This is a genomic window from Mesorhizobium sp. KACC 23794 (genome assembly GCF_052180275.1).
GTDB lineage: Bacteria > Pseudomonadota > Alphaproteobacteria > Rhizobiales > Rhizobiaceae > Kumtagia.
Genome location: NZ_CP197465.1, coordinates 1,584,317 through 1,599,734, shown reverse-complemented (window position 1 = coordinate 1,599,734; position 15,418 = coordinate 1,584,317). Strand labels below are relative to the sequence as shown.

The 15,418-nt window shown below is 66.4% G+C and carries 13 protein-coding genes; 7 read left to right on the top strand and 6 right to left on the bottom strand.

All coding sequences use genetic code 11. The annotated features are described in order from the left end of the window. Positions 1 to 7: 7 nt before the first annotated feature. The 4 genes from ACSBOB_RS07965 to ACSBOB_RS07950 all read right to left on the bottom strand — a co-directional run bounded on the left by ACSBOB_RS07965 (position 8) and on the right by ACSBOB_RS07950 (position 4,459). Positions 8 to 1,108, bottom strand: a complete 1,101-nt coding sequence (locus tag ACSBOB_RS07965) for a helix-turn-helix transcriptional regulator (RefSeq protein ID WP_442581903.1) — start codon at positions 1,106 to 1,108, stop codon at positions 8 to 10. 76 nt (positions 1,109 to 1,184) lie between these two features. After that, positions 1,185 to 1,829: an Isoquinoline 1-oxidoreductase subunit gene (locus ACSBOB_RS07960; protein ID WP_442581902.1), complete on the bottom strand. Its 645-nt coding sequence runs from the start codon at positions 1,827 to 1,829 to the stop codon at positions 1,185 to 1,187. Positions 1,830 to 1,834: 5 nt separating this feature from the next. Beyond that, positions 1,835 to 3,997, bottom strand: a complete 2,163-nt coding sequence (locus ACSBOB_RS07955; RefSeq protein ID WP_442581901.1) for a molybdopterin cofactor-binding domain-containing protein — start codon at positions 3,995 to 3,997, stop codon at positions 1,835 to 1,837. Positions 3,998 to 4,000: 3 nt separating this feature from the next. Next, entirely contained in the window at positions 4,001 to 4,459 is a 459-nt protein-coding gene (locus tag ACSBOB_RS07950) for a (2Fe-2S)-binding protein (RefSeq protein ID WP_442581900.1), read from the bottom strand. A gap of 281 nt (positions 4,460 to 4,740) precedes the next feature. Here ACSBOB_RS07950 and ACSBOB_RS07945 point away from each other — a divergent pair, with 281 nt between their 5' ends. The 4 genes from ACSBOB_RS07945 (at position 4,741) to ACSBOB_RS07930 (ending at position 8,857) form a co-directional block, all read left to right on the top strand. Beyond that, complete coding sequence (locus tag ACSBOB_RS07945) at positions 4,741 to 6,234, top strand: alkaline phosphatase (protein WP_442581899.1); 1,494 nt, start codon at positions 4,741 to 4,743, stop codon at positions 6,232 to 6,234. 112 nt (positions 6,235 to 6,346) lie between these two features. Then, positions 6,347 to 6,784, top strand: coding sequence for a hypothetical protein (locus tag ACSBOB_RS07940; protein WP_442581898.1), 438 nt, complete (start codon positions 6,347 to 6,349; stop codon positions 6,782 to 6,784). 7 nt (positions 6,785 to 6,791) lie between these two features. Next, positions 6,792 to 7,493, top strand: coding sequence for an ABC transporter ATP-binding protein (locus tag ACSBOB_RS07935; RefSeq protein ID WP_442581897.1), 702 nt, complete (start codon positions 6,792 to 6,794; stop codon positions 7,491 to 7,493). Beyond that, positions 7,490 to 8,857 carry an FtsX-like permease family protein gene (locus ACSBOB_RS07930; RefSeq protein ID WP_442581896.1) on the top strand — a complete coding sequence of 456 codons (1,368 nt, stop codon included), beginning with the start codon at positions 7,490 to 7,492 and terminating at the stop codon, positions 8,855 to 8,857. The genes ACSBOB_RS07935 and ACSBOB_RS07930 overlap by 4 nt, the downstream gene beginning before the upstream one ends. A 67-nt stretch (positions 8,858 to 8,924) precedes the next feature. Here the strand turns inward: ACSBOB_RS07930 and ACSBOB_RS07925 are convergent, their stop codons facing one another. After that, positions 8,925 to 9,191: a hypothetical protein gene (locus ACSBOB_RS07925; protein WP_442581895.1), complete on the bottom strand. Its 267-nt coding sequence runs from the start codon at positions 9,189 to 9,191 to the stop codon at positions 8,925 to 8,927. A 104-nt stretch (positions 9,192 to 9,295) separates the two neighbouring features. On the opposite strand from ACSBOB_RS07925, the gene ACSBOB_RS07920 reads away from it, so the two are divergent. Both ACSBOB_RS07920 and ACSBOB_RS07915 read left to right on the top strand, forming a co-directional pair. Further along, complete coding sequence (locus ACSBOB_RS07920; RefSeq protein WP_442581894.1) at positions 9,296 to 10,705, top strand: lipopolysaccharide biosynthesis protein; 1,410 nt, start codon at positions 9,296 to 9,298, stop codon at positions 10,703 to 10,705. Next, positions 10,705 to 11,988 (top strand): GNAT family N-acetyltransferase, encoded by a 1,284-nt coding sequence (locus ACSBOB_RS07915; RefSeq protein WP_442581893.1) that lies wholly within the window; start codon positions 10,705 to 10,707, stop codon positions 11,986 to 11,988. The genes ACSBOB_RS07920 and ACSBOB_RS07915 overlap by 1 nt, the downstream gene beginning before the upstream one ends. A 185-nt stretch (positions 11,989 to 12,173) precedes the next feature. Here ACSBOB_RS07915 and ACSBOB_RS07910 read toward each other — a convergent pair whose 3' ends face one another. After that, entirely contained in the window at positions 12,174 to 13,097 is a 924-nt protein-coding gene (locus tag ACSBOB_RS07910; protein ID WP_442581892.1) for a hypothetical protein, read from the bottom strand. A 325-nt stretch (positions 13,098 to 13,422) separates the two neighbouring features. Between ACSBOB_RS07910 and ACSBOB_RS07905 the strand changes: the two genes are divergently transcribed. Then, positions 13,423 to 15,402 (top strand): hypothetical protein, encoded by a 1,980-nt coding sequence (locus ACSBOB_RS07905; protein ID WP_442581891.1) that lies wholly within the window; start codon positions 13,423 to 13,425, stop codon positions 15,400 to 15,402. The last annotated feature ends 16 nt before the right edge of the window (positions 15,403 to 15,418 follow it).

Sequence of the window (15,418 nt, the reverse complement as noted above, 5' to 3'; positions counted from 1 at the left end):
AGTGCTGTCACGCATTTGCTGGAATCAACTGCGCCAGCAATCTGGCGAGGTCGAGCTGGCGGGAGCAGCCGGTCTTGCGCAACACGCTCTTGATCTGGTTGCGCACGGTGTCGACGCTCTTGCCGTCGCTCAAGGCGATATGCTCGGCCGTCCGCCCTGCCGCGATGCGCGCCGCCACGTCCGCCTCGGTGGCCGACAGGTCGAACAGCACCTGGAGCAGCGAGGTCGCCTGTGTGGGCGATGACGACGCCTTGGTCAGCACCAGGATGGCCGCCGACCGGCTGAACAAATCATGCGCGGCGCGCCGGATCGGCACGACATGCAGCACCGCAGGCGCGGCGCCGGAGGTCGCCACCAGCGGCAGCGAGCGCACTCCCTGGCCGGTGGCGATGGCGCCAAGCGCATCGTATAGCTGCCGGTCGGCGCGCCGGTCGTAAAGGGCGATCCGCTCGGCGCCGCGCGTTGTCCAGAACGCCGATTCGGTGTCGAAATCGCGGTTGGCGACCACCACGACCCCGCTTTGGCTGATGGCGCAGGCGGCAAGGCCGATGCCGGACAGCGTCTCGACCGCGGTGCGCGCCCGTTCGAACGCAAGCCGCGCCGAGATCAGCGCCGAGCGCGCCAGATGCGGGCGCAGGTCGTCGAGGCGCTGCACCACGTCGGCGCCATAGACCCCGTCGCGAAAATCGCCCTCGCCGTGGAATATGATCGTGTCGCCAGTCGGCACCTGGATCGCCGTGGCGATGCCCCGGCCGAAGCCGGCCGGGATAAGATATTCGGCAAACAGCGGCTCGCTCAGGATTTCGGCTTCCGAGAACACGTCTCGGTCGGTCATGAAGCCCGCGCGCTGCGCCGCCAGCAGCCTCCCGGACCGCTTGCGCGCGCCTTCATAGCGGTAATGCTCCTCGGCAAGCTTTTCGGCGAAGGCCGACGAGCCGATCCATTTGAAGCTGTCGCCATTGGCCGCGACCATCACCGCTTCCAGGCTGTCGGCAATCTGCGCGAAATCGCGAAGCACCCCCGGCCAGAACTCCGGAAGCACGGAAGCCTCATAGATGCGATCCGCAAGCCCATCCTGCGAAGCGCCACCAAAAACGCCGGTCGCCACGTCTCCCCCTGACCCCTCGGGGCCAGAATAACACAAAGCGGCGGAAGTCAAAGAGCGGCGATGACCGCGCCGCTTCCTACGATTTAGGGCAGCTTGCTCCGTCCGCCGCCCAGCGCCGGATCAGTTCGCCGAACACTTCCTGCGTGCCGGGCACCGGCTCGCGTCCGGCGCCGGGAGTCCAGCCCCAGCCGACGAGGTCATCATGCGCCATGTGCTCGACGAGTTCATCCATCGTCTTGCCGCCGTTGCGCTCGGGATCCTTGATCTGCTCGCAGATCTGGCCGAGCGTCTTGCCTTGCCAGGCCATCTCGATCGGCGCGACGTGCCATGCCGGATTGCCCGGAATGCTTTTGATGGTGTCGGCCTGGCCGATCACGTCGACATTCGCCGGCCCGTGGCAGGTGCCGCACATCATGCCGGGCATGCCGATGTCGCTGTCGCCGCGCGACACCGGCGGCTGGTGCGGATGCATGGTCATGCCTTGCAGCGGATGGTCGCCGGCCGGGTGGCAGTTCACGCAGCGGGGATGCTGGATGACTTTTCCAGCCTCCTCGAACAGCGCCACGGCGCGCGCCGACTTGTCGGTGATGGAATCGAACTCGCTGGCAGGTTTGAGCCTGGCCGCCGGCTTGTCCTGCGCCATGGAGATATCCGCCGCCAGTCCGATCGCGGCGAAGGCCGCGGCGATGCCGGCGATGATTGTCAGTCTGGATGCACGCATAGCGATCACGACACTCCGCCTGGGAGGATGGGCAGTCGCCGGACCGGCGCTCCGGTCAGGCGCCGCCAGGCGTTGGCGACGGCCGGGCCGACCGGCGGAACGCCGGGCTCGCCGACCCCGGTCGGCTTTTCCGTGGACGCTATCACCTCCACCTCGACATGCGGCATCTCGTTGATGCGGATCGAGCGGTAATCGTGGAAGTTGGACTGCATGATCTTGCCGCCCTTGCCCAGCGTCACCTCGTCGAACAGTACCGCGCCGAGACCGTAGCCGACGCCGCCCTCCATCTGCGCCCTGATGACGTTCGGATTGATCGGCTGGCCGCAATCGACGGCGCACCACACCTTGTGCACGCGCGGCAACTCGCCGTCGCCGCGCGATACCTCGACGATCTGCGCCACATAGGTGCCGAAGCTTTGGACCACGGCGACGCCGCGCTCGCGGCCTTCGGGAACCGCAGACCCCCAGTCCGCCATCTCGGCGACTTTTCGCAGCACGCCGGTATGGCGCGGCTGTTCCGCCAGCATGGCGAGCCGTCCCTCGACCGGGTCCTTGCCGACCTTCTGCATCAGTTCGTCAAGGAAGGTTTCCACGGCAAACCCGGTATGGGTGTGGCCCACCGAACGCCACCACAGCGGCGGGATGTTCAGCGCCACATTGTGCGCGATGACCCTGAGATTGCCGATGGCATAGGGAAGCGTCGAGGCGCCTTCCACCGACGTCTCGTCGATGTCGGTCGAGGCCTTGCCCATGATCGACTGGCCGACGATCGTCTGGTCCCAGGCGACGATCTTGCCCTCGGCGTCGACCGCGCCCTTCATGCGGTGAAGATACATGGGTCGGTAGTAGCCGCCGCGAATATCGTCTTCGCGTGTCCACATGTGCTTCAGCGGGCGCGTGCCGCCGCTAGCTTTGTAAACCTCGGCCGCCTCCTGCATGTAGGGCGAGCCGAACTGCGCGCGGCGACCGAAACTGCCACCGGCAAGCTGGGTGTTGAGCCGCACCTTCGACGGGTCGAGGCCCATCACCGTGGCGACCGTCGACTGGTCCATCGCCGGGAACTGCGCGCCGTTGTAGATCTCGAGCACGCCGTCGTCGCCCATGACGAAGGCGGCGTCGAGCGGCTCCATCGGCGCATGGGCGAGAAACGGGAAGACGATCTCGGCTTCCAGCGTCTGCACGCCCGCCTCGGAGAATGCCTTGCCGACATCGCCCTTGTTGGCCGCCTCCAGCCCCTTTTCATCGAACTTTTTCGCAAAGTCGGCTGCAAGTTCGCTGCTGGAGCGGGTTTCCGCCTTCGAAAGATCCCATTCGACAGTCAGCGCGGCACGGCCCTTGAGCGCCGCAAAGGTGTTGTCGGCATAAACGGCGACGCCTTGCGACACCTGCTTAACGTCAACCACGCCGGGCACCTTTCGCGCCTCGGCATCGTCGAAGGATTTTACCGTCGCACCGAAATGATCGGCATGCGCGACCACCGCGACCAGCATGTCGTCGGCAAGCACGTCGAGCGTGTAGATCGCCTTGCCGGTCGATTTCTCCACCGTGTCGAGCTTCGGCAAATCGTGGCCGATCAGCAGAAAATCCTTGGGGTCCTTGAGCTTCGGCTCCGTGGGTGGCGTCTGCTGCGCCGCCTTGTCGGCCAGCGCGCCAAAACCACTCTCCTTGGCCGTCGCGGCGTGCTTGATGCGTCCCTTCGAGACGGTGATCTCGGCGGCGGGCACGCCCCATTCCTCGGCGGCGGCCGCCACCAGCATGGCGCGAGCCGTGGCGCCGGCGGTCCGGTACTGTTCGTAGGAATTGGCGATGGCCGAGGAGCCGCCGGTGCCCTGCAGGCCGAAGAGAAGGTTGGCGTAAATCTTATCGTCGGCGGGAGAATGCACGGCGCGCATCTGGCTCCAGTCGGCGTCGAGTTCCTCGGCGATCAGCGTCGCGAGGCCGGTGAACGGCCCCTGGCCGAACTCGATGTGCTTGGAAAGAATCGTCACCGTGTCGTCGGTGCCGACCTTCACGAAGGCGTTCATCTGCGGCAGCGCGGAGCCGCCGCCGGCGGGCACGCCTTGCAGGACGCTCGCCGCGAAGGCCTTCGGCGCGACAGCGATGCCGATGACGAGGCCGGCGCCTTGCAGGAAGGCGCGGCGGGTGGTGGAAATTGCCTGGAAGGTCATGGCTCAGCCCTCCATCGTGTCGGCGGCGTCTTTGATCGCCTGCCGGATGCGCTGGTAGGTGGCGCAGCGGCAGATATTGCCGGCCATCGCCCCGTCTATGTCCTCGTCCGTCGGCTTCGGCGTCAATTGCAGCAGCGCCACCGCCGACATGATCTGTCCCGACTGGCAATAGCCGCATTGCGGCACGTCGAGCGCCAGCCAGGCCTTGTGCACGGCCTCAGCCTCGGTGCCGGAGACGCCCTCGATGGTGATCACCTCGGAGCCGTCCACCGTCGAGATCGGCGTGATGCAGGAGCGCCGCGTCGAGCCGTCGAGATGCACGGTACACGCGCCGCATTGCGCGACGCCGCAGCCATATTTGGTTCCGGTGAGTTTCTCGAAGTCGCGGATGACCCACAGCAGCGGCGTGTCGGGGTCGCCGTCGAAAGTCTTCTTGCTGCCATTGAGGGTGAAATTGATCATCGGTTGAGCCTCCGTAGTCTGCGTACCGCTCGGTGCGACATTAAATGTCCCGCCAGCCGCGCGGGTCAATGCACGATCCTCTCAATTTCTTGTCCGATTGAACGAGCGCCGTGCCGGCAGTCGCCGCCCGCCACACCGGAATGGGCGGGCGGCGGCCGGTCCTGAGGACGGCCGTCACATTCCCGGAATGTGACACATCCCTGTTATGCAGACCTCATAAGGACGGAGCGGACTGTAGAACGGCCGTAGAGAACGGCTGACTTTTGGAGAGAGGCGTATTTATGAAAAAGCTCGCCCGAGCAACCATCGCAGGCGTATCGATGCTGGCCATTGCCGCACCCGCCTTCGCTCAATCGGCTGTCAAGCAGGTGCAGGACAGCGACTTCGTCGCCGCCCAGGCCGATCTGGCGAAGATCATCGCACTGCAGCCGAACACCGGCAAGGCCAAGAACGTGATCCTATTCGTCGGCGACGGCATGTCGATCCCGACCATCACCGCCGCCCGCATCTTCGAGGGCCAGCAGAAGGGCGTTGACGGCGAAAGCAACAAGCTGTCGTTCGAAGCGCTGCTGCCCTATGTGGCGCTCTCCAAGACCTACACCCATGACTCGCAGGTCGCCGACTCGGCTCCGACCGCGACCGCCATGGTCACCGGCGTCAAGTCGGTCAACGGCACGATCGGCGTCACCCAGGCGGTCAAGTACAAGGACTGCGCCAGCGTGAAGGGCGCCGAAGCCACCACCATCTTCGAGCAGGCCGAGGCCGTCGGCCTGTCGACCGGCGTCGTCTCGACCGCCCGTATCACCCATGCGACTCCGGCCGCGACCTATGCCAAGATCGCCAATCGCGACATCGAGAACGACTCGCAGCTCACCGACGCCGACAAGGCCGGCGGCTGCAAGGACATCGCCGCGCAGCTCGTCGACTGGCCGGCCGGCAACGGTTTTGAGGTCATCCTCGGCGGCGGCCGCTCGAACTTCATGCTGAAGGAGCAGGCCGACCCGGAAGCCGCCGACAAGACCGGCGCCCGCACCGACGGCCGCGACCTCGTCAAGGAATGGCAGGCCAAGTACAATGACGGCGCCTATGTCTGGAACAAGGCCGAGTTCGACGCCATCGACCCGGCCAAGACCGGCCACCTCTTCGGCCTGTTCGAGCGCAGCCACATGCAGTACGAAACGGACCGCGAGAAGGACAAGGCCGGCGAGCCGTCGCTGGCCGAAATGACCTCGAAGGCGATCGACGTTCTGTCGACCAACCCCGAAGGCTACGTGCTGATGGTCGAGGCCGGCCGCATCGACCACGCCCACCATGCCGGCAACGCCTATCGCGCCCTTCAGGACACCGTTGCCCTGTCGGACGCCGTGAAGGCCGCCTACGACAAGGTGAACCCGGAAGAGACGCTGATCATCGTCACCGCCGACCACAGCCACGTCTTCTCGATCGCCGGCTATCCGAAGCGCAACAATCCGATCCTCGGCATCGCCGGCACCGCCGACGACAAGAAGCCCTACACGACGCTGGGCTACATGAATGGCCCCGGCGCCAAGGTGGACGAGCCGCGCGCCGACCTGACCAACGTCGATACCCAGGACCCCGACTTCCTGCAGCAGGCGCTGGTGCCGCTCGGCGAGAGCGAGACCCATGCCGGCGACGACGTGGCCATCCTGGCGCAGGGCCCATGGGCTCACCTGTTCCAGGGCATCGTCGAGCAGAACCTGATCTATCACGTCATCGCGAAGGCGACCGACATCGCCGCCAAGCCGGCGAAGTAAACCTTCGAACGAGTGGCGAAGCCCGCTCTCGAACGTTAAACTCGGCGCCGGATCCTTCCGGCGCCGACTGCCTTTCTGCCGCAAGGCGCCTGTTGTGGAAGGAGATACGAGGATGAACCGACGCGACCTGCTTTCCGCCATGGCCCTGGCCGCCGCCTGGCCGGTTGCGACCGGCGCGCGCGCGGCGACCGCCGTCCCGACCCTGAAATTCCGCGAACTCTACGTGCGCGGCAACGACCTCACCGACAAGGCCAGGGGCCTGCAAGGCGCCGAAGTCGAGATGATCGGCTACATGGCGCCGCCGCTGAAGCCGGAGATCGACTTCTTCGTGCTCACCAAGCTTCCCATGTCCACCTGCCCCTTCTGCGAGACCGAGGCGCAGTGGCCGGACGACATCGTGCTCGCCCGTGCGCAGGGCTCGATCGCCGTCGTGCGCTACACCGACCTGATCCGCGTCCGGGGACGGTTCGAGACCGGCTTCCAGACCGATGCCGAGACCGGTTTCGTCAGCTACGTGCGCCTGATGGACGTGCGCTACGAAAAGCTCTGAGCTTCCGATGACCGGACTTCCCGGCGAGGCCCACGGCCTGCGTTTTGACGTGCGCGCCGGCCGCCGCGAGCGCCAGACCATCGTCGACCTGCCGCATCTGCGGCTGGAGCCCGGCGAACTGGTCGCCCTGGCAGGCCCTTCCGGCTCCGGCAAGTCGACGCTGCTCTACCTGCTCTCCGGCCTGCTCGTGCCGGCCGCAGGCACCGTCGCCTGGGCCGGCGCCGACCTTGCGGCCATGAGTGAGACCGGGCGCGACCGCTGGCGCCGCGACAATGCGGGTTTCATCTTCCAGAATTTCCACCTGATCGACGAATTGAGCCCGGCGGACAATGTGCTGACCCCCGGCTGGTTCTCAAGCCTTTCCGTCAAGAGCCTGCGCCACCGCGCCGAATCCCTGCTGGAGCGCTTCGGCGTGCCCCGCGACCGCAGCCATGTTTCGCTTCTGTCGCGCGGCGAGCAGCAGCGCGTGGCCATCGCCCGCGCCCTGCTGTTCGACCCGAAGGTGATCTTCGCCGACGAGCCCACCGCCAGCCTCGACGGCGCTTCCGGCGCGCTGGTCGTCGCAGCGCTCCGCGATCTCGCCGCCGTCGAGCGACGGACCGTCGTCGTCGCCTCGCACGACCCGGCGCTGCTCGCCGTATCGACACGCACCGTCGCGCTCGACCATGGCCGCATTGTCCAGCCCAAGGCTCTGGAACCGGCCCGATGAACCCGCTCCCCATCGTCCGCGCGGCGCTGTCGCGCAACCGCTTCACCGCCCTGCTGTTCGTCGGCCTGATCGCTTTCGCTGTCGCGCTCGGCGTCGCCATCAGCGCGCAGGAGCGCGCCCTGCGGCTGGGCAGCGCGCGCGCCGCCGATCGCTTCGACCTGATCGTCGCCGCCCCCGGCAGCCAGACCGACGTGCTGCTTTCCGTCGTCTATCTCGATCCGACCGCCGTCGAGCTTCTGTCGCCCGAGATGACCGCCACCGTGCTTTCAGGCGAGCGCGCCGATTTCGCCGCCCCCATCGGCTTCGGCGACAGCCAGGGCGGCGACCCGGTCGTCGGCACCACGGCGGGCTTCGTCACCCATCTCTCCGGCGGCCTCGCCGAGGGCCGGCCGTTCGAGCGCATGAACGAGGCCGTCGTCGGCGCCCTGTCGCCGCATGCGGTGGGCGAGGAATTTTCGATCAGTCACGGCAACGCCGACGGTGCCGGCGGCAATGCCGACGATGCGGCGGAGGCGCACGACCATTCGGAAGCACACGGGCAGGACGAAGCCGGGCACGACCACGAAGCGGAAGAAACCCATCGGAAGGATGGCGCGGAAGAGGTCCATGACGGTGAACCCGCCCGCGAAGCGGATCACGAAGAACACGACGGCGAGGCCGGCCACCATCACCAGGCGGTCACCGTCGTCGGCCGCATGAAGCCCACCGGCACGCCGTGGGACCGCGCCATCGTCGTGCCGATCGAATACAACTGGGCCGTGCATGGGCTTCCGATCGGCCATGCCGACGGCGACACCCGCATCGGCCCGCCCTTCGACACGGCAAAACTGCCCGGCGTGCCGGCGATCGTGATCAAGCCGGAAAACCTCGCCGCCGCCTACGGCCTGCGCGACCGCTACCGCACCATCGCTTCGACCGCTTTCTTCCCCGCCGAGGTTCTGGTCGACCTCTACGTGGTGATGGGCAACGTCGCCCGCGTCATGGCCGCGCTGACGCTGGCCGCGCAGGTGCTGGTGGTCGCCGCGATCCTTGCCGGCATCCTTGCCCTGCTCGACCTGCAGCGCCAGCGTTTTGCCGTGCTCAGGGCGCTCGGCGCGCCACGCGCCTTCATCTTCGCCACCGTCTGGCTCTATGTCGCCGGCCTCATCGCCGCCGGCGCACTGATCGGCCTGCCGCTCGGCTGGGCGTTCGCCGGCTTCGTCTCGCGCCTCGTATCGGCCGAGACCGGCATGGCCATGCACGCCACGCTCGGCCTGACCGAACTGGCGCTGGTCGGTGCCTTGCTCGGGCTCGGGCTGCTGCTGGCGCTCATCCCCGCCGCGCTGATCTACCGGCGTCCCGTAGTCGAGGCGCTACGCGGCTGAGGGTCACGTCACCGGGGTTTGCCGACGGATATCGAGGGTTATTTGCCTTGCACGCGGACGGGCGAGGTCAAAAGCCGCTGGTATGAGATCTTATGTCTGGACCAAGGTCGCTCTCGCGGTCGGCGAGTTCGATCAGATTTGCCAGTGCAGCAATGCCGAGGCGATTCATGTGCCGACGCTCGAGCGCCACGTCGATGCGCATCGCAACCAGATTCGGATCGGCGCCCTTCAGATCGGCCAGCCGCTCGATACCGATCCTCTCCAGGTAGGCGATCATCCTTGGACCGATCGAATAGGCCTTAAGCATCTTCGCACGTTCGCCGGGATCGATCACGCTCTTGTGTTTCCTCAGGGTTGCACAACACCCCACCCAACCGTTTCTTAACGTGTAATCGCTAGACCGTACGGACTACCGGCGGAACTCGGAGACAGTATCGCGTGCGCTTTTCCGCGGCAACGACGGCCGAAAGGCTTCTGCCCGAGCGCCTCGCGCTGCGGCTGCGCCCCGTCGTCGAACGCATCGACGCGGTGGTCTTCGCGCCCGGCGAGCGCGGCGAGGCCGGCCGCATGTCGCTCATCGCCTTCGGCATCCGCATCGTCAGCGCGGCGATCGCCTTCGTCAGCCAGGTGCTGCTCGCCCGCTGGATGGGCAGCTTCGAATACGGCATCTTCGTGCTGGTGTGGACGACGATGATCATCGCCGGCAGCATCTCCGGCTTCGGCTTCCACACCACAGTCATCCGCTTCATCCCCGAATTCCGCGAAAAGAACATGATGGCCGAGCTGCGCGGCGTGCTTCTGGCCAGCCGCCTGTTCGTGCTCCTCGTCTCCACCACCATCATGTTCGCCGCCATGCTGGCGCTGTGGCTGCTGTCCGACCATGTCGAGCCCTATTACGTCATCCCCTTCATGCTCGGCATGTTCTGCCTGCCGATGGTCGCCCTGTCCGACCTGCTGCAAGGCATGGCGCGCGCCCATTCCTGGGCGATAGCCGCCCTTGCCCCGACCTACCTGACGCGGCCCATCCTGATCCTCGTCTTCATGGTGCTGGCGATTGCGCTGGGCTACCCGGCCAACGCAAAGGTGGCGATCTGCGCCACGATCCTCGCCACCTATGCGACGACCCTGGCGCAGCTCGTCAGCATCACCGCGCATGTCGACCGCAAACTGCCGCCCGGACCGCGCAACATCCACCTGAAGGCGTGGCTGGCCGTGTCGCTGCCGATCTTCCTGGTCGAGAGCTTCTTCTACCTGCTCACCAATGCCGACGTGCTGATGGTCGGCATGTACATGCAGCCGGAGGACGTCGCGGTGTATTTCGCCACGGTGAAGACACTGGCGCTGGTGCATTTCGTCTATTTCGCCGTCAAGGCGGGCGTCGCCCAGCGCTACGCCCAGTTCACCCATGGCGACCGAGAGAAGCTGGCCGACTTCGCCCGCGAAACCGTGGCGTGGACCTTCTGGCCCTCCCTGCTCATGGCGATCGTCGTCCTGGCGCTCGGCGAGCCGATGCTCGCTCTGTTCGGCCCGGGCTTCCAGGACGGCTATCCGCTGCTCTTCCTGCTGGTCATCGGCGTCGTGGCGCGGGCCGCCGTCGGCCCGTGCGAAAGCCTGCTGACGATGTCCGGCCACCAGAATGCCTGCGCCGTCGTCATCGCCCTGACGCTGGCGCTCAACATCGGCCTTAGCGTGCTGCTGATACCGCGGTTCGGCCTGTGGGGCGCCGCCGCCGCCACCGCCACCTCGATGGCCTTCGAGGCGACGGCGCTGTCCTTCACCGCCTGGCGCAAGCTTGGCATCCGCATGGCGATCTTCATGCCGCCGCTCGCCTCAAGGAGGGCACGCTGATGGCCGCGCAACCGCTCGTCGAGGAAGTCAGCGGCGGCACGGCCGGCGCCATGATCTCGGGCCTCGCCGGTCTCGACATCGCCTTGCCCCACCCCGCGCATGAGGAATCGATCGAGAACCGCCGCCCGGTGCGGCGCCTCAGCATCTACGCCGCGTCCGCCGGCTTCGACCTGGTCGAGGAACTCGACTATTTGTGCAAGCGCACGCTGGAGCCCAACGTCTTCTTCAACCCGCGTTTTCTGGCGCCCGCCATGCCGCGCCTGGAGGATCGCGAGGTGCGCCTCGCCGTCATCCGCGACGGCGACGAGGACAAGTCGCGCCTGCGCCTGCTGGTGCCCTTCTCCATCGAGAAGCCGCCGATGCCGCTCGGCATATCGATCATGCGCACCTGGTCGAGCCCGTTCGGCCCGCTCGGCACGCCGCTGCTCGACCGCGACGATCCGGAAGGCGTCGTCGGCGACTTTTTCGACATGCTGTCGCGGCCCCACCTCAAGCTGCCGAAAGTCCTGGTCCTGCCGGAAATGCGCCTCGACGGCCCGGTCGCCACCATGCTCACCTCGGTCGCCGATGCGCGCGGCCTGCCGATCCAGACGACGTCGCCGCAGCTAAGACCCTTCCTCGAAAGCGATCTCGACGGCGAGGCCTATCTGAAAACCGCCCTGCGCGCGCATCACTACCGCGAGTTCCGGCGCATGAAGCGGCGGCTCGGCGAGCAGGGCACGCTGGAGCACATCGTCGCCCGCAGCGAGGACGACGTGCGCAACGGCCTCGAAGCCTTCCTGACCCTCGAAGCTTCAGGCTGGAAAGGCCGCCAGCGCACCGCCATGGCGATCGACCGCTTTCGCGCCGCCTTCGCCCGCGAGGCCGTCCATCGCCTCGCCGAGCAGGACATGTGCCGCGTGCATCTGCTTACCTTGAACGGCGAGCCGATCGCCGCGTTGATCGTCTTCGTCGAAGCCGGCGTGGCCTACACCTGGAAGACCGCCTACGACGAGGCTTTCGCCGCCCTGTCGCCCGGCACGCTGCTGATGATCGAGGTAACGAAGCAGCATCTCGACGACCCCAACATCGACGCCACCGATTCCTGCGCCGTGCCGGACCATCCGGTTATGAGCCGCCTGTGGACCGAGCGCCGCCAGATGGGCACGGTGGTCATCGGCATGACCCCCAATTCCGACCGCCCCGTCCGCCAGGCCGCCTCGCAGCTCCACCTCTACCGCGAGACACGCAACATGGCCCGCATCATCCGCAACCGGGTGAAGAGCCTGCTCGGGCGCGAGTGAAGGATCCCGCTCCGGGAACGAGGCCGCCAACCTCCACCGATATGCCGTTGACCGCTGTTGGTAGGCGCTGACCTTCGAGCCCTCTCGGCCGGCGGTCGCGAAAACGGGTTCGGGCGGCCACGCTATCGCGTGGCCGCCCTTCCTTGACTTGGTCCTTGGCGTGGCTGCCGAAAGCAGCGGCCGCCTCAGATGATGAAGAAATCCTGGTAGGTCAGGATCGGAACGTCGCCGGAGAAATTGTCGGCGATCGCGAACAGCTTGGCCGACTGGCCGCCGGCGCCGTCCGCGTCGTAGTAGAGGGCGCCGGTGTTCTGGTTGTAGAGGATGTGGTCGTCGGCATCGACGGTCTGGCCGTTGCCGATCACCTTGAACTCATTCTGCTTCAGCGCGCCGAGCGTCTGGCCCGCCCATGAGAAGACGGAATCGTCGAGACGGATCGAATCGTCCTGGGGCCGGAAGTCGCCGAAATGATCGACATTGCTGGCCGACACCGCGGTGTCGAACACGTAGATGTCCTTGCCGTCGTCGCCATAGAGCGTGTCGCGGCCGAGCCCGCCCTTGATCAGGTCGTTGCCGTCGCCGCCATGGACGATGTCATTGCCCTTGCCGCCGTTCAGCCAGTCGCCGAAATCGGAGCCGATCATCTCGTTCTTGCCGTCGTTGCCGGTGATCACGACGCGCGACGTCGCCATCTCGGCTTCGATGTTCAGTTGCTGCGGTTCGGTGAAGCTTTTCGAGAAGTCCAGCGTTCCACCGGCGCCCTGCAGGAAGAAGTAGAAGCTGTCTCCTTCGTTGTTCACGCCGAAATGGGTGACGTCCTTAAGCTGCGCGACGGTGGCCATGAGGTTGGTGGAGTCGACGATCAGCTCTTCGACGCCGGTGATGTTGAGCCCGGCGTCGAGCACATTGTAGCCGGCTCCGTTCAGGTGGACCCGGTCATATCCGGTGCCGCCGTCGATCAGGCCGGTCTGGCCGTTCTGGATGTCGAAAAAATCGTTTCCGCCATTGCCGCGCAGGCTGTCGTTGCCGCCGCCCAGGCCCTGGAAGAAGTCGGTGCCGTTGCCGGCACTGATCGTATTCTGGTTTTCGTCGATGGTGTAGGTTGTCATGGTGGTGTCCTGATATTGCTTGTGTTGAAGGTTGCAGATAGAAACCGGCATTCACCCTCAGGTTTTCGTACCGGCCAACTGCGAGGGTCGAAGCTGCTCGAGCGTGCGTGGTGCCGTCCGATTGCGGGGCATGATCTCGCGACGAAGCTATTCGACTCCTCTTGCAGGCCGCGCGTGGGAGGCGCGCGGCTTCTCCAGATGGTATGGTGCCGCCTTCGCGTTTCGAGGCGGGTTGCGGGTTTGGCGCAAACGCGCGCCGTTCCTTGGGTTTATGCCTTAAAGGCGGGCCGTGGGAGAGAGCGTGGGAGAGAGCGTGGGAAAGCCCATGGAATCGACCGGACGAAGCCTCGCCGAGGCAGAATCGTCGCTTGAGATTCGTCTTTTCGGGCAACTGTCGGTCCGCCGCGAGGGTGCCGCGCTGCCGCTGCCGTCCTCCCGCAAGGCGCGCGCGCTTCTTGCCTATCTGGCGCTCTCCCCCCACCCTTCCACGCGCAGCCAGCTCTGCGATCTTTTGTGGGACCTTCCAAATGACCCGCGCGGCGAGCTGCGCTGGTGCCTGAGCAAGATCAGGAGCCTCGTCGACGAGCCCGGCCGGCGCAGGGTCCAGGCGCAAGGCGATACGCTCACGCTCGATGTCAGCGATTGTTTCGTGGACGCGGTTGCCGTCGCCCAGGCAGCGCAGCAGGATTTCGACACGTTAACCCCGGAGCGTCTGAAGGCGCTGGCCGGCCTCATCGCCGGCGATTTCCTGGCCGGCCTGGAGATCGACCGCAACCCGGTCTTCGAAAGCTGGCTCGTCACCCAGCGCCGCCGTTTTCGCGATCTTCATGCCGGCCTGCTGAAGCACCTGACCGGGCGCCTGCCCGACGACGAGGCCCGCATCTATCTCGACCGGTGGCTTCATCTCGCTCCGTTCGACCTCCTTCCCCACGAGGCCGTGCTGAAGGCGCTGGCCGCGGAGAACCGCATCCGGGAAGCCGAAGAACACCTGACGGCGACCGCAAGACTGTTCGAGGCCGAAAACCTCGATTTCGCGCCGCTGCGCACGGCATGGCGGGCTGCCCGGTCGCGGGCGGCCGCCGCGCCGGCATCGCGGGCGATCGGGGTGAGAGATCCGTCAGCGCCGGCAATCTCCCTGTCGCTGCCGGTCAAGCCGTCGATTGCCGTCCTGCCTTTCACCAGTATGAGCAACGACCCGGAAGACGAATCCTTCGCCGACGGTCTGACCGAGGACCTGATCACCGACCTCTCCCGCAATGCCGGGCTGTTCGTCATCGCCCGCAACTCCGTCTTCGTCTACAAGGGCAAGTCCGTGGACGTGCGCCAGGTCGCGCAGGAGCTTGGCGTCCGCTACGTGCTGGAAGGCAGTGCGCGCCGCGCTGCCGGGCGGATGCGCATCAATGCCCAGTTGATCGACGCGGTGGCCGGCGAACATGTTTGGGCAGAGCGCTTCGACCGCACCCTGGAGGACATTTTTGCCGTTCAGGATGAGGTGAACGGCAGGATCGTCGAGGCCCTCGCCGGGCGGCTGACCGCGCCGGCGCCGCGCAACCGGCCCAATAGCCTCGAGGCGCATGACCTTTGCGTGCACGCCCGGGCGCTGACCGAAGAGTCACCGCAAACGGCGCGCGAAGCCTATCTTCTGCTCAAGCGGGCGATCGAGCTCGAACCCTCCTATGCCGAGGCGCACGGCTTGCTTGCCTACAACCGCTGGCTCGCCTGGACGCATTTCGGCGAGCCGGAGGATCCGAACCGCACAGAGGCGGTGGCGCTTGCCGAAAAGGCCGTGGCGCTCGACCCCAACGACGCCGGCTGCCACTATTTCTTCGGCACCATCCTGGCCTATGACCGGCGCTGGCCGGAATCCGACGCCGCATTCGCCAGGGCGCTGGAGATCGATCCGAACCACGCCGACACCTGGGCGGCCTTGTCGGACATGTCCGTCCTCGGCGGCCGGATCGACGACAGTCTCGAGCAGATCGACAAGGCGCTGCGGCTGAACCCCTATCCCGCCTGCTGGTATTTCTGCCACCTCGGCCAGGCCCAATACGCCGCCGGTGACTACGAACGGGCGGTCGAGACGCTGCGCCGCCAAGAGACCTACCGCACGAATTCGCGAAAATTCCTGGCGGCAAGCCTGGCGCAGCTCGGCCGGCGGGACGAGGCCGCATGGGAGGCCGAGATGTTCCTGGTGGCCCATCCGCATTTCACGATCGGCCACTGGACCAATTCGCAGCCCCTGCGCGACGCCGCCGTGCGCGCGCACTTCGTCGACGGCTTCCGCAAGGCGGGCCTGCCGGAGTGAGCGGCCGGTGTCATTG